Annotated in this window: 11 protein-coding genes; 5 read left to right on the top strand and 6 right to left on the bottom strand. The window is 60.2% G+C overall.

Annotation, left to right across the window (positions count from 1 at the left end):
• Position 1 precedes the first annotated feature (1 nt).
• The 5 genes from JTY93_RS06235 to JTY93_RS06215 all read left to right on the top strand — a co-directional run bounded on the left by JTY93_RS06235 (position 2) and on the right by JTY93_RS06215 (position 8776).
• Positions 2-3169 carry an efflux RND transporter permease subunit gene (locus tag JTY93_RS06235; protein ID WP_205476223.1) on the top strand — a complete coding sequence of 1056 codons (3168 nt, stop codon included), beginning with the start codon at positions 2-4 and terminating at the stop codon, positions 3167-3169.
• Complete coding sequence (adeC, locus tag JTY93_RS06230; RefSeq protein WP_205476224.1) at positions 3169-4626, top strand: AdeC/AdeK/OprM family multidrug efflux complex outer membrane factor; 1458 nt, start codon at positions 3169-3171, stop codon at positions 4624-4626. The genes JTY93_RS06235 and adeC overlap by 1 nt, the downstream gene beginning before the upstream one ends.
• A 168-nt stretch (positions 4627-4794) precedes the next feature.
• Positions 4795-6045 carry an OprD family porin gene (locus tag JTY93_RS06225; protein ID WP_205476225.1) on the top strand — a complete coding sequence of 417 codons (1251 nt, stop codon included), beginning with the start codon at positions 4795-4797 and terminating at the stop codon, positions 6043-6045.
• Between the two features lie 84 nt (positions 6046-6129).
• Positions 6130-7029, top strand: coding sequence for a polysaccharide deacetylase family protein (locus tag JTY93_RS06220; protein ID WP_205476226.1), 900 nt, complete (start codon positions 6130-6132; stop codon positions 7027-7029).
• A 166-nt stretch (positions 7030-7195) separates the two neighbouring features.
• On the top strand, positions 7196-8776 hold the full coding sequence (locus tag JTY93_RS06215) for a M91 family zinc metallopeptidase (RefSeq protein ID WP_205476227.1): 1581 nt from the start codon (positions 7196-7198) through the stop codon (positions 8774-8776).
• 47 nt (positions 8777-8823) lie between these two features.
• Here JTY93_RS06215 and pcaC read toward each other — a convergent pair whose 3' ends face one another.
• From pcaC to pcaH, 6 genes are all read right to left on the bottom strand, one after another.
• Entirely contained in the window at positions 8824-9216 is a 393-nt protein-coding gene (gene pcaC, locus JTY93_RS06210; protein WP_029297061.1) for a 4-carboxymuconolactone decarboxylase, read from the bottom strand.
• 209 nt (positions 9217-9425) lie between these two features.
• Positions 9426-10217 (bottom strand): 3-oxoadipate enol-lactonase, encoded by a 792-nt coding sequence (pcaD, locus tag JTY93_RS06205; RefSeq protein ID WP_205476228.1) that lies wholly within the window; start codon positions 10215-10217, stop codon positions 9426-9428.
• 10 nt (positions 10218-10227) lie between these two features.
• On the bottom strand, positions 10228-11592 hold the full coding sequence (locus JTY93_RS06200; protein ID WP_205476229.1) for a 3-carboxy-cis,cis-muconate cycloisomerase: 1365 nt from the start codon (positions 11590-11592) through the stop codon (positions 10228-10230).
• A 10-nt stretch (positions 11593-11602) separates the two neighbouring features.
• Positions 11603-12898: an MFS family transporter gene (locus JTY93_RS06195; RefSeq protein WP_029297066.1), complete on the bottom strand. Its 1296-nt coding sequence runs from the start codon at positions 12896-12898 to the stop codon at positions 11603-11605.
• 181 nt (positions 12899-13079) lie between these two features.
• A complete protein-coding gene (gene pcaG, locus JTY93_RS06190; protein ID WP_169999314.1) occupies positions 13080-13646 on the bottom strand; it encodes a protocatechuate 3,4-dioxygenase subunit alpha in 567 nt (188 codons plus the stop codon).
• Position 13647: 1 nt separating this feature from the next.
• On the bottom strand, positions 13648-14352 hold the full coding sequence (pcaH, locus tag JTY93_RS06185; RefSeq protein WP_205476230.1) for a protocatechuate 3,4-dioxygenase subunit beta: 705 nt from the start codon (positions 14350-14352) through the stop codon (positions 13648-13650).
• Between the last annotated feature and the right edge of the window lie 19 nt (positions 14353-14371).

The raw sequence follows: 14371 nt of genomic DNA, 5'->3' as shown, positions 1-14371 counted from the left end.
CATGTCGAAATTTTTTATCGACCGTCCCATTTTTGCCTGGGTAATCGCCCTGGTAATCATGCTGGTCGGGGCACTGTCGATCCTGAAGTTGCCCATCAACCAATACCCGGCCATCGCACCAACCGCCATTGATATCCAGGTGACCTACCCAGGCGCATCCGCACAAACCGTGCAGGACACCGTGGTGCAGGTGATCGAGCAGCAGCTCAATGGTATCGACAACCTGCGTTATGTGGCCTCGGACAGTAACTCCGACGGCAGCATGACCATCACCGCGACGTTCAACCAGGGTACCAACCCCGACATCGCCCAGGTCCAGGTGCAGAACAAGCTGAACCTGGCGACCCCATTGCTGCCTCAAGAAGTGCAGCAGCAGGGGATCCGCGTAACCAAGTCGGTGAAGAACTTCCTGATGGTGATCGGTTTGGTGTCCGAAGACGGCACCATGACCAAGGATGACCTGTCCAACTACATCGTTTCCAACATCCAGGACCCGATTTCTCGGACCTCTGGCGTCGGTGACTTCCAGGTCTTCGGTTCCCAGTACGCCATGCGTATCTGGCTGGACCCGGCCAAGTTGAACAACTACAAGATGACCCCAGTGGATGTCAGCACCGCCGTGCAGGCACAAAACGTACAGGTGGCCACCGGCCAACTGGGCGGCCTGCCAGCCCTGCCCGGCACGCAGTTGAACGCCACCATCATCGGCAAGACCCGCCTGCAAACTGCCGAGCAGTTTGAAAAGATCCTCCTGCGCGTGAACAGCGACGGTTCCCAAGTGCGCCTGGGTGATGTCGCCCGTGTCGAGCTGGGTGGCCAGAACTACAGCATCAGCGCCCAGTTCAACGGCAAGCCGGCTTCCGGCATGGCGATCAAACTGGCATCGGGCGCCAATGCCCTGGACACCGCCAAGGCCATCCGCGCCACGGTGGCGTCTCTGGAGCCGTTCTTCCCGCCGGGCATGAAAGCCGTGGTTCCGTATGACACCACCCCCGTGGTGACCGAATCGATTTCCGGGGTAGTCGATACCCTGGTCGAGGCGATCATCCTGGTGTTCCTGGTGATGTACCTGTTCTTGCAGAACTTTCGCGCCACCATCATCACCACCATGACAGTACCGGTGGTCTTGCTGGGTACGTTCGGCATCCTCGCGGCCTTCGGTTTCACCATCAACACCTTGACCATGTTCGGCATGATCCTGGCCATCGGCTTGCTGGTGGACGATGCGATCGTGGTGGTAGAAAACGTCGAGCGGGTGATGGCCGAGGAACACCTGTCGCCCAAGGAGGCGACGGTCAAGTCCATGAGCCAGATCCAGGGCGCCCTGGTGGGTATTGCCCTGGTACTGTCGGCGGTACTGCTGCCGATGGCGTTCTTTGGCGGCTCCACGGGTGTGATCTATAAACAGTTCTCCATCACCATTGTGTCGGCGATGGCCCTGTCGGTACTGGTTGCACTGATCTTCACCCCGGCCTTGTGCGCCACCATGCTCAAGCCGATCGACCCTGAGAAACACGGGCAACCCAAGCGTGGATTCTTCGGCTGGTTCAACCGCACCTTCGACCGTGGCGTTCTGAGCTACGAGCGTGGCGTGGGCAACATGATCAAGCACAAGGCGCCTTCGTTCCTGGTGTACCTGATCATCTTCGCCGGCATGATCTGGCTGTTCACCCGTATTCCGAGCGCGTTCCTGCCCGAGGAAGACCAGGGTGTGATCTTCGCCCAGGTGCAGACGCCGGTGGGTTCTTCGGCCGAGCGCACCCAGACCGTTATCGACGACATGCGTGCCTTCCTGTTGAACAACAAGGAAGGTGAGCCCGGTGAAGGCAAGGCCGTGCAATCGGTATTTACCGTAAACGGCTTCAACTTTGCCGGTCGTGGCCAAAGCTCGGGCCTGGCATTCGTCATGCTCAAGCCATGGAGCGAGCGGGATGCCTCGATGTCGGTATTCGAGGTGGCCAAGCGGGCCCAGGGATACTTCTCCCAGACCTTCAAGGACGCCATGGTGTTTGCCATCGTGCCACCTTCGGTACTGGAGCTGGGTAACGCAACGGGCTTCGACGTGTTCCTGCAGGATCAGGGCGGTGTGGGTCACGATGCATTGATGAACGCACGTAACCAGTTCCTCGGCATGGCGGCCCAAAGCAAGATCCTTGCTGGCGTACGTCCAAACGGTGTGAACGATGAGCCGCAGTATGAGTTGACCATCGACGACGAGAAGGCCAGCGCCCAGGGCATCAGCCTGTCGAGCATCAACCAGACCCTGGCGATTGCCCTGGGTGGCAGCTACATCAACGACTTCATCGACCGTGGTCGGGTGAAGAAGGTCTATATCCAGGGCGATGCCGCTGGCCGGATGTCCCCGGAAGACCTGAACAAATGGTACGTGCGCGCCAACGACGGAAAAATGGTGCCGTTATCCGCCATTGCCTCCGGCAACTGGATCTTCGGTTCGCCGAAACTGTCGCGGTACAACGGCGTAGCGGCCATGGAAGTCCTCGGCACTCCGGCGCCGGGCTACAGCACCGGTGACGCGATGGCAGAAGTCGAGCGTATCGCCAAGCAACTGCCTGCGGGTGTGGGCTATGCCTGGACCGGTCTGTCCTATGAAGAACGCTTGTCCGGCTCCCAGGCACCTGCGCTGTACGCCCTGTCGTTGCTGGTAGTGTTCCTCTGCCTGGCGGCGCTGTACGAAAGCTGGTCGATCCCGATTGCGGTGGTGTTGGTAGTACCGCTGGGTGTGATCGGTGCACTGATGGCGACCAGCCTGCGAGGACTGTCCAACGACGTGTTCTTCCAGGTGGGGTTGTTGGTGACGGTGGGCCTGGCCTCGAAGAACGCCATCCTGATCGTGGAGTTCGCCAAGGAGCTGCATGAGCAGGGCAAGGGCATCGTCGAGGCGGCCATCGAGGCGTCCCGCATGCGTCTGCGTCCGATCATCATGACGTCCATGGCGTTCGTCCTCGGCGTACTGCCGCTGGCGATCTCCTCGGGCGCAGGTTCAGGCAGCCAACACGCAATCGGTACCGGGGTAATTGGCGGTATGATCACCGCTACCGTCCTGGCGATCTTCTGGGTGCCACTGTTCTTCGTGACCGTGTCTGCCATTGGCAGCCGGAAAAAAACTGACAAGTCCGATACACCGCAAACTCCTAAAGAGGCTGGCTAATGCGCAAGTCGCTACTCTCCCTGGCAGTCACGGCATTCGTGCTCAGTGGCTGCTCGCTGATCCCAGATTATCAGCAGCCTGAAGCGCCGGTTGCCGCCCAGTTCCCTCAGGGGCCGGCGTATTCGTCGGCCCAGGCACCGAGCCAGGCCGCTGCCGAACAGGGCTGGAAGCAGTTTTTCCACGACCCTGCCCTGCAACAGCTGATCCAGGTCGCACTGGTCAACAACCGTGACCTGCGCGTCGCCGCGCTGAACATCGACGCCTTCGCCGCGCAGTACCGCATCCAGCGTGCCGACCTGTTCCCGGCCGTCGGCGCCAATGGCAGCGGCAGCCGTCAGCGCACTCCGGCACGGGCCTCGCAAACCGGCGAATCGAACATCACCAGCTCCTACTCGGCGACCCTCGGGATCAACGCCTACGAGCTGGACCTGTTCGGCCGGGTGCGCAGCCTGAGCGAAGAAGCGTTGCAGAAATACTTCGCTACCGAAGAAGCGCGCCGCAGCACGCAGATCAGCCTGGTGGCCAGCGTGGCCAATGCCTACCTGACCTGGCAAGCGGACAAGGAGCTGCTCAAGCTGACCCAGGACACCCTGGCCGCCTACGAGCAGAGCTTCAAGCTCACCTCGCGCAGCAACGAAGTCGGCGTGGCCTCGGCCCTGGACTTGAGCCAGGCGCGCACCTCGGTTGAAAGCGCCCGTGTGCAACTGGCCCGCTACACCCGCCAAGTGGCCCAGGACGAAAACAACCTGACCCTGCTGCTGGGCACCGGCCTGCCGGCGAATCTTGCCACCCAGCCGCTGTCCGACGACCTGTTGAGCGAAGTACCGGCAGGCCTGCCTTCAGACCTGCTGCAACGTCGTCCCGACATCCTGCAGGCCGAGCACAACCTCAAGGCGGCCAACGCCAATATCGGCGCGGCACGGGCTGCGTTCTTCCCGAGCATCAGCCTGACCGCCAATGCCGGTACGTTGAGCCCGGACCTCGGCGGCCTGTTCAAGGGCGGCTCGGGCACCTGGTCGTTCGCGCCGCAGATCAACATCCCGATCTTCAACGCCGGTAGCCTGCGCGCAAGCCTGGACTACTCGAAGATCCAGAAAGAGATCAACGTTGCGACCTACGAGAAGTCGATCCAGACCGCGTTCCAGGAAGTCTCCGACGGCCTGGCGGCACGTGCGACCTACAACCAACAGTTGCAGGCCCAGCGTGACTTCGTCGAGGCCAACCAGGACTACTACCGTCTGGCCGAACGTCGCTACCGCATTGGTGTCGACAGCAACCTGACCTTCCTCGACGCCCAGCGCCAGCTGTTCGCTGCCCAGCAAACGCTGATCACCGATCGCCTGGCCCAACTGACCAGCGAAGTGACCTTGTACAAGGCCCTCGGTGGCGGTTGGAACGAACAGACGGCGAAGAATGAACCCGTGAAAGAAGAAGCGCCGAAGCTCAAGTTGTTCTGATCGGCGTAGCGACACACGAAGCCCACCTTTTGGTGGGCTTTTTTCATGGGCGTACAGTTCCGTTCGATCACCGCCCAAAACCCGCCCTGCCCCCAATTGAATCGCCCCGGCAACGCCACGCACCATGGCCCGCACCTGAAAACCACCAATAACAACAGGTCCTACGCCATGAGCACTTTGCACCCTCGCCGGCTATTGCTGGCTACCGCTGTCGCCAGCCTTGCCCTTCCCGCTGTCGCCGAGGAGCACGGCTTTCTTGAAGACGCCAGTGCCAACCTCAACCTGCGCAACTTCTTCTTCAACCGCAATTTCACCAACCCGACCAAGACCCAGGGCGGTGCGCAGGAGTGGACGCAGAGCTTCATCCTCGACGCCAAGTCCGGGTTCACCCAGGGCACCGTGGGTTTTGGCGTGGACGTGCTGGGCATGTACTCGCAAAAGCTCGACGGCGGCGGCGGCTCGGGTGGTACGCAACTGCTGCCCCTGGATCACGACGGCAAACCGGCGGACAACTTCGGTCGCCTGGGGGTAGCGTTCAAGGCGCGGCTGTCCAAGACCGAGTTGAAAGTCGGCGAGTGGATGCCGGTGTTGCCGATCCTGCGTTCGGACGACGGCCGCTCCCTGCCGCAAACCCTGCGCGGCGGGCAGATCACCTCCAAAGAGATCGACGGCCTGAGCCTGTATGGCGGCCAGTTCCGCGCCAACAGCCCGCGTGATGACAGCAGCATGACCGACATGTCGATGTTCGGAAAAACCGCGTTTACCTCGGATCGCTTCAACTTCCTGGGCGCCGAATACGCGTTCAACGACAAGCGAACCCAGGTCGGCGTGTGGAATGCCCAACTCAAGGACATCTACCGCCAGCAATACCTCAACCTGATCCACAGCCAGCCCGTGGGCGACTGGACCCTGGGCGCCAACCTGGGTTTCTTCTACGGCAAGGATGACGGCAGCGCCCGGGCCGGCGAGTTGGACAACAAGACCTGGTCCGGCCTGTTCTCGGCCAAGTACGGCGGCAACACCTTCTACGTCGGCCTGCAAAAACTCAGCGGTAACAGCCCGTGGATGCGGGTCAATGGCACCAGCGGCGGCACCCTGGCCAACGACAGCTTCAATGCCAGCTATGACAACGCCGAGGAAAAATCCTGGCAAGTGCGCCATGACTACAACTTCGCCGCGCTCGGCGTGCCGGGGCTGACCCTGATGAACCGCTACATCAGCGGCAGCAACGTGCATACCGCCACCGTCAGCGACGGCAAGGAATGGGGCCGGGAAAGCGAAGTCGGCTACACCGTGCAAAGCGGCAGCCTGAAAAACCTTACCCTGCGCTGGCGCAATTCCAGCATGCGTCGGGACTACAGCAACAATGAGTTTGATGAGAACCGGTTGATCGTCAGTTACCCGATAAGTCTGCTGTAAACCGGCGACAATCTTGCTGTATGGTGCGCGCCTGCCGCTGCTGATCCCACTCAGCAGCGGCCTTTATTTGAGCCCGCACACACCATGAAGCCCGCCGCCCTCGCTACCGCCCTGTTCGCCCTGGCACTTTGCCTCAGCGGCTGCATCGGCGCACCCGTAGGGTTGACGCCACTGACCGAACAACGTCTGCAAACCCAGGCACCAATCCGCTTTTTGCTGACCTTCGATGATGGCCCCAGTGCCTCGGGCTACGCCAACCCCAGCCGTTCGGTGATTCAGGACCTGGCCGACAACCCCGTGCAACCGGGGATCAAGGCCATCTTCTTTTTACAGACCGACGCCTGGCGCGCCGGCGGTAGCCCACGCGGGCGCAAAACCATGGTGCGTGAGCACGCTGCTGGCCATATCCTGGCGTTTCACACTGCCACGCGCTGGCACAGCAACCATCGCCTGCTCAACGACACGGACCTGGAACAGACCCTGAACCAGGGCGCCGCCAGCATTGCCTCGATCACCGGCGCGCCCCCCAATCTGGTCCGTCCCCCCTTCTGGAACTACGACCGACGCACCTTCGCCGCGTACCAGCGCCACGGCATGCACATTCTGCTGACCGACCTGAGCGCCAATGACGGCAAGATCTGGGGCTTCAACGCCAGCCCCCAGCGCCGCGCCAACCTGCTGCGGCAACTGTCGCTGGTGCGCGAACGCATTGCCCTGGGCCAATTGCCGACCGTGGACGGGGTGATTCCGGTAGTGGTGACCTTTCACGACATTAACCGCTACACCGCCAGGCACCTGCACGAATACCTGCAGATCCTGATGGACAGCGCCCAGGCCAATGGCTTGAAAACTGCCGCTGAACCTTTCTACAGCGACCGCTCGGCGCTGGAACGTGGCGCCCTGGCCCGCACGGTAAAAGACCTCCACGAGGTGGTGCAGTTGCCCGGTATGTGGAATTGGGTGTGGGACGCGGACGCCCAATGAGGCTCTTGAACCAGAAACAAAACAGACCTCGACAATGAGTGTCTGTCGAAGTTTTTGAGCTTGATACCTCAGTCACTTAAAAAACCGGTATTACTTTCCTCAGGAACGTTTACCAAGCAACCTACCACCGACTCTCAAAATGCTTACGTCCTAGCGAGAGTTTGTAATGATGAGCTTACCTGTTTCAACATTTCCCAGCGCCCTCCGTTCTACCCAACTCGCGGAAACTTCCGGCCAAAAAACCACACCCGCCGTTACCGTGATTCAAAGCCCCCACATCCAAGAAGCAAACGTCCGCTTTACATCAAAGTCAAAACTCTTACCCGAGCAGCATTACGTCGAGAAATACCCAAACTACACAAACTCGGCCCCACTCTTTAGCGATAACAATATAAAAGTCGTCCATAAATCCTCGTGGAGAATTGAAAAGGAGGATAGCTATAGCAACATCAACAACGTACTTCAGATCGAAACCGGAGACAAAGCGGACACTATAAAAGTCAGCCAACCCTCGGCCAACGAAATCAGTTTGCAAGTCAATGGCACTTACTACACTTTAAAGCTCAACAACCATGAAGACTACCCTGAAGAACTGCACATAAAATCCAAAGGCGGCAATGATAAAATCAAGGTTGATCCCAGCGTCACCGTATCCATCACCATTGAAGGTGGCAGAGGCAATGACCAGATTGAAGCCCTTGCCAGTGGTTTGACTGCAGTCTATGGCGGGGCTGGAGATGATGACATCACCCTGGGCAGCGGGGCCGGTTATGCCGAAGGCAACAGTGGCGATGACAAAATGAAAGGCGGGACCGGTAAATCCGTGATGTATGGAAATGCCGGCAGAGACCAGATGTTTTCTGGCCCTGGGAGCAAAGGTACATTCAGCTACATGGACGGTGGCGAAGGCGACGACTTCATGATCAGCGAAAGCCCCTTTAACGTGATGCATGGTGGCCGCGGCCAGGACTTTATGTACGGAAGAGGGCCCACCACGTTTTATACCGGACGGGGCCGGGATACCGTCTTTTCAAACGATGCGCGCGACAAAGTCTATGCCGATGCCGGTGATCGTGTCTGCCGGGTTCCCGGCTCTACATTAAGACAAGTCACAATAAGCGATGCCGGCAATAAGGGCTTGAATATCGAGGGCTCAGATAAGTTCCGACAGCGTACAGAAGATGATCTTGAACTTTTCAGAAACTCGCCGACTGCGCAGAAGATGCTCACCGAGTTAGACCAGGCCGCCGAGCGTAATGGCGCTCCGGTCACGATCAAAGAAACCTTGATGGCCCCTAGCTATTATTTCGCCAACGCGTTTACAAGAGAAACCGACAAACAGCTGAAGGACTATGACGATATCAGCGAGTCCGCCCAGGTAGGTTTCATCCACGACAATACCAAGGGTTCGGTAGCGACCAGCGCAACGATAAACCACACTCCCAGCATCCTGTTTCCGCCTACCCTGGTACCGCCGATAGTCGATTTCTACCATGAAATGGCACATGCCTATAACGGCGCAAATGGCACTTTATTACCGGGCATAACCAGTAGACCTGATCTAGAGGCTCCAGAGCGCAACTTAGAGCGACAAGCCGTTGGACTGGAGACCGATGCACCGGCCTTCGACTTTGACAACGACCGCTCCACTCCCCCCACGACAACTAACCCCAAAACCTTTACCGAAAATGCGCTGCGTGAAGAAATGGGCTTTCCCCTGCGCAAATCTTACTCTCACTATGAGTGAGCAATAATCAACCACCCTGAACAATGCATGAGGGGGAGAAGCCGCCATTAACCGCGCGACTCAACCCCCAACTCATCCCACACCGACTCCGCCAGGTGGAACGTCGCATTGGCCGCCGGTATCCCACAGTAGATCGCGCTCTGCATCAGCACTTCCTTGATCTCGGCGCGGGTCACGCCGTTGCTGGCAGCGGCGCGCAAGTGCAGTTTGAGCTCTTCGTTGCGGTTCATGCCGATCAGCATGGCGATGGTGATCAGACTGCGGGTGTGCCGAGGCAAGCCGGGGCGGGTCCAGATATCACCCCAGGCGTGGCGGGTGATCATTTCCTGGAACTCGCTGTTGAACTCGGTCAGGGCATTGAGACTGCGATCGACATGGGCATCGCCCAGCACTTCACGACGGACTTTGAGACCATCGGCATAACGTTGTTTCTCGTCCACAAAATTCTCCTATATTGGTGCGGCCCTGCCGTGAGAAGCGGGCTTGCTGTGGCGAGCGGGCTTGCCCCGCGCTGGGCTGCGTAGCAGCCCTAAAACCTGCGTCCCAGTCCTATCTGATGCAACTCTGGTTTTTTTGGGGGCTGCTGCGCAGCCCAGCGCGGGGCAAGCCCGCTCGCCACAACCACAACCACAACCAAAGCCACAACTCATCAATCAGCTAACAAAAAAGCCAGCACCCGATCGCTGAACGCAGCGCCGGCTTGTACGTTGGACAGGTGTGCCGCGTAGAATTCGGCGTACTCGGCCCCCCGCACCTGCTCCTGGATAAAGTGGCTGCCAGACGGCGGTGTCACCGCGTCTTCGGTACCGGCGATCACCAGGGTCGGCACAGTGATCGACGACACCTGATCACGCAAATCGGCATCGCGCACCGCGCCACAGTTGGCGGCATAGCCTGCGGGATCGGTGGCTGCCAGCATGTCGGTAATGCGCTTGGCCTGCTCGGGATGCGCCTGGGCAAAATCAGCGGTGAACCAGCGAGCAATCGACGCATCACGCAATGCCACCATCGCCGCCGCGCCATCGCGCAAGACCATTTCTATACGAGGGTTCCAGATATCCGGGGTACCGATCTTCGCTGCCGTGTTGCATACCACCAGTTTGCGCAAGCGTTCGCCGGCGTTGATGCCCAGCCACTGGCCAATCAGGCCACCCATGGACAGGCCGCAAAAGTGCACGCGGTCGATCTGCAGCGTGTCCAGCAGCGCCAGCACATCCCGCCCCAGCTGTTCGATGCTGTAGGGGCCGTCGGTGACCAGGGATTTGCCGTGGCCACGGGTGTCCAGGCGCAGCACCCGAAAATGCTCGGTGAAGGCCGGCATCTGCGTGTCCCACATGTGCAGGTCAGTGCCCAAAGAGTTTGACAGCACCAGTACCGCCGCACCTTCGGGGCCTTCGAGTTGGTAATTCAGTTCGCCATCGGCGAGTTGTACAGATCCCACAGCAGCCTCCTCAGGCAGAAAATGCAAAGTGTCCGGCCACTGCACGGCTAACCCAGGTCTGGGCCTGCCCCAGGTAGTGGGCCGGATCGAGCAGACGATCGAGTTCGCCAGCCGACAATTGGGCAGTGACTTGCGCCTCATCGGCCAGCACCGCACGCAAATGGCGCTGCTCTGCCACGGCGCGTTTGCAACATTGCTCCAACAGATGGTGGGCGGTTTCACGGCCCAGGCGCTGAGCGAGCACGATGCTCACCGCTTCGGCCAGGACCAGACCTTGGGTCAGGTCGAGATTCTTGCCCATGCGCTGCGCATCGACTTCCAGGCCTTCGCTTACCAGTAGCGCTTGCTGCAAGGCACCGGACACCAGGCGGCAGATTTCGGGCAAGGTCTCCCACTCGGCATGCCACAGGCCCAGGCTGCGTTCGTGTTCCTGGGGCATGGCGCTGAACATCGTCGATACCAGGCCAGGCACACGGGTGGCCGCACTGATCAGTACAGCGGCGCCCACTGGGTTGCGTTTGTGCGGCATGGTAGAGGATCCGCCTTTACCCGGTGCCGACGGCTCGAACACTTCCGCCGCTTCGGTTTGCATCAACAGGCTGATATCCCGACCGAGCTTGCCGAGGCTGCCGGCGATCAGGCCCAGGACGCTGGCGAATTCCACCAGGCGATCGCGCTGGGTATGCCAGGGCTGCTCGGGCAGCGTCAGTTGCAACTCTGCCGCCAGGGCGTGCGCCACCGGCATCGCCTGTTCGCCCAGGGCGGCCAGGGTGCCGGACGCGCCGCCGAATTGCAGTACCAGCAGGCGCGGCTTCAACTCTGCCAGGCGCTGGCGATTGCGGGTCACCGCCCCCAGCCAACCGGCAATTTTCATCCCCAGGGTGACCGGCGTGGCGTGTTGCAACCAGGTACGCCCGGCCAATGGCACGTCGGCATAACGCTGCGCCTGGGCGGCGAGCACCGCGCCGAGCCGGGCAAGGTCCGTCTCAATCAGCGCCAACGCCTGCCGCAATTGCAGTACCAGGCCGGTGTCCATCACATCCTGGCTGGTGGCGCCCAGATGCACATAGCGCTCGGCACCGGCATCTTCACTGGCAATCAACTTGCCCAGGGCCTTCACCAACGGAATCGCCGAGTTGCCCGCCGTGGCGATCGCTATGCCAAGGGCATCCACGTCGTACAACGAGGCCAGGCAGGCCTGGGCAATCGGCGCCACAGCTGCCGCTGGGATCAACCCGACCCGGGCCTGCGCCCGGGCCAATGCGGCTTCAAAATCCAGCATGCCCTGCAAGCGTCCTTGGTCACAGAACACCTCGACCATGCTATCGGCGGTGAAGTAAGCGTCGAACAATTGGTTGCTCGTGCGCAGTGTCATAACTCATCCCTTACAGATCGTGGTGCAAGTACTCAGCCTGTTTCGGCAGGCGCAGGCTGAACAGAAACGCGATGGCCATCATGCCGGTCACGTACCAGTAGAAGGTGTTTTCCAGGCCGATGGACTTCAGGCCCAATGCCACGTATTCGGCCGAACCACCAAAGATCGCATTGGCCACCGCATAGGCCAGGCCTACACCGAGGGCGCGTACTTGTGGCGGGAACATCTCGGCTTTCACCAGACCGCTGATGGAGGTGTAGAAACTCACAATCGCCAGCGCCAGGGTGATCAATACAAAGGCCAGGAACGGGCTGGTCACGGTTTTCAGGGTCAGCAGGATCGGCACCGTGCACAGGGTGCCGAGGGCACCGAACCAGAGCATCGAGTTACGGCGACCGATCTTGTCCGAGAGCATGCCGAATAGCGGCTGCATGCACATATAGAGGAACAGCGCGCCGGTCATGATGTAGCTGGCGGTCTTGGCGTGCATGCCGGCGGTATTCACCAGGTACTTCTGCATGTAGGTGGTAAAGGTGTAGAAAATCAACGAGCCGCCGGCGGTGTAGCCGAGCACGGTGATAAACGCGGCCTTGTGATCACGGAACAGCGCGGCAATGCTGCCGGCGTCCTTGTTGTCACGCATTTCCTTGCTGGTGGTTTCTTTCAGGGAGCGGCGCAGCAACAGCGAAATCACCGCCGCCACCGCACCGATCACAAACGGAATGCGCCAGCCCCAGGCCCGCAGTTCATCTTCGGTGAGCAGTTGTTGCAGGATCACCACCACCGACACCGCCAGCAGTTGCCCGCCGATCAGGGTCACGTATTGGAACGAGGCGAAGAAGCCGCGCTGGCCCTTGAGCGCGACTTCGCTCATGTAGGTTGCCGTGGTGCCGTACTCGCCGCCCACCGACAGGCCCTGGAACAAACGCGCCATCAGCAACAGCGCCGGTGCCCAGGCGCCGATGTCTTTATAGGTGGGCAGAAACGCAATGACCAGGGAGCCGGCGCACATCATCAGCACCGAGATCATCATCGAGTTCTTGCGCCCGTGTTTGTCGGCGACCCGGCCAAACAGCCAGCCACCGATGGGGCGCATCAGAAAGCCTGCGGCGAACACACCGGCGGTGTTGAGCAATTGCACCGTGGGGTCGTCGGAGGGGAAAAACGCTGGGGCGAAGTAGATGGCGCAGAAGGCGTAGACGTAGAAGTCGAACCATTCGACCAGGTTGCCGGAGGAGGCCCCGACAATCGCAAAAATCCGTTTGCTGCGTTCTTCTCCAGTGTAGTGACTGGTATTGGTTGTCATGTTGTTTTCACTCGTAGGGAACGGGTTAGAGTCTAGACATACTTTGCAACAACCTCGTTCCGCAAGCAGACCTTGGAATATGTATTACCGATAAGGGCCTCTTCGCGAGCAAGCCCGCTCCAACATTGGAACGCGGCCACCCTGTGGGAGCGGGCTTGCTCGCGATAAATTTCAAGCCAACTCAGTAATCGAAGAACACCGTTTCTTCATCTGTCCCCTGAAGCACCACGTTCCACTGATAAACCCCCGACGCATCCGCCTTGGCCACCAAGGTCCGCCGCCGCTCTGCCGGCACACACGCCAGCAAAGGGTCATCGCCATTGGCCGCCTCGCCATCGAAATAAATCCGCGTCAGCAAGTGCTTCACCAAACCACGGGCAAAAACCAACACCACCAAATGCGGCGCCTGGGTCGTGCCCTTGAGACCCGGTACGCTGCCCGGCTTGATGGTGCTGAAACGGAAACGCCCTTCACCATCCACCGGCACTCGGCCAAAGCCTTCGAAATTGGGGTCCAGGGCTTTGGCCTGGTCATCTTCGGGGTGGTCATATTTACCGGCGGCATTGGCCTGCCAGACTTCCAGCATCGCATCGTTGACCACATCGCCATTGCCATCCACCACCTGCCCGGTGATCGCCACGCGCTCGCCGAGGGTGCCAGCATTGGCCAGGTCTTCGCGGTTCAGCCAGGTCAGGCCGATGTGATAGTACGGCCCGACGGTGTGGGACGTGGTTGCGTTAAGGGTCATGTCATTTCTCCATCGGCGTGGCGTCGCGGCCGCGCAGGACGATGTCCCAGCGGTAGCCGAGGGCGTAGTGCGGCACGGTCTTTTCCAGGTCGAAACTGGCGATCAGGCGTTCCTTGGCCGACGTGTCGGGCACGCAGTTGTAGATCGGGTCATAGGCCAGCAGCGGGTCGCCGGGAAAGTACATCTGGGTCACCAAGCGCGTCAGCACACTGGGCCCGAACAGCGAGAAGTGAATGTGCGCCGGACGCCAGGCGTTGTGATGATTACCCCACGGATAGGCGCCGGGCTTGATGGTCTGGAACTGGTACCAGCCATCGGCATCGGTAACGGTGCGGCCAGTGCCGGTAAAGTTCGGGTCCAGGGGCGCATCGTGCAAGTCGCGCTTGTGGTTGTAGCGCCCGGCAGCGTTGGCCTGCCAGATCTCGACCAATATGCCCGCCACTGGCAGGCCGTTTTCGTCCAGGACCCGGCCGTGAATGATGATGCGTTCGCCTTGCGGCTCGCCATCGTGCTGGGCCGTCAGGTCATTGTCTTTCTCGGCAATGCGCTCGGCGCCGATGGTCGGGCCGGTGATTTCCGACAGCGAATGGGGCAGAAACACCAACGGCTGGGACGGCGAACGCAGGTTCGTCGACTGGTACGCCGGGTGCAGGTAATCAGGCTGAGTACCCGCTTGCGGGCGCCGGTATCCGGGCTTGTCACTCATGAAGTCATCCTCTTTATTC

The organism is Pseudomonas hygromyciniae, from assembly GCF_016925675.1.
Classification (GTDB): domain Bacteria; phylum Pseudomonadota; class Gammaproteobacteria; order Pseudomonadales; family Pseudomonadaceae; genus Aquipseudomonas; species Aquipseudomonas hygromyciniae.
Note: the sequence above shows the minus strand (reverse complement) of the source record. Positions and strands in the feature narration are given on the sequence as shown.

Excerpts from the sequence above, each read along its gene's own strand:
- adeC (WP_205476224.1), top strand. The coding sequence starts at position 3,169 with ATGCGCAAGTCGCTACTCTCCCTGGCAGTCACGGCATTCGTGCTCAGT.
- JTY93_RS06195 (WP_029297066.1), bottom strand. The coding sequence starts at position 12,898 with ATGACAACCAATACCAGTCACTACACTGGAGAAGAACGCAGCAAACGG.
- pcaG (WP_169999314.1), bottom strand. The coding sequence starts at position 13,646 with ATGACCCTTAACGCAACCACGTCCCACACCGTCGGGCCGTACTATCAC.
- pcaH (WP_205476230.1), bottom strand. The coding sequence starts at position 14,352 with ATGAGTGACAAGCCCGGATACCGGCGCCCGCAAGCGGGTACTCAGCCT.
- JTY93_RS06225 (WP_205476225.1), top strand. The coding sequence starts at position 4,795 with ATGAGCACTTTGCACCCTCGCCGGCTATTGCTGGCTACCGCTGTCGCC.
- JTY93_RS06235 (WP_205476223.1), top strand. The coding sequence starts at position 2 with ATGTCGAAATTTTTTATCGACCGTCCCATTTTTGCCTGGGTAATCGCC.
- JTY93_RS06200 (WP_205476229.1), bottom strand. The coding sequence starts at position 11,592 with ATGACACTGCGCACGAGCAACCAATTGTTCGACGCTTACTTCACCGCC.
- JTY93_RS06220 (WP_205476226.1), top strand. The coding sequence starts at position 6,130 with ATGAAGCCCGCCGCCCTCGCTACCGCCCTGTTCGCCCTGGCACTTTGC.
- JTY93_RS06215 (WP_205476227.1), top strand. The coding sequence starts at position 7,196 with ATGATGAGCTTACCTGTTTCAACATTTCCCAGCGCCCTCCGTTCTACC.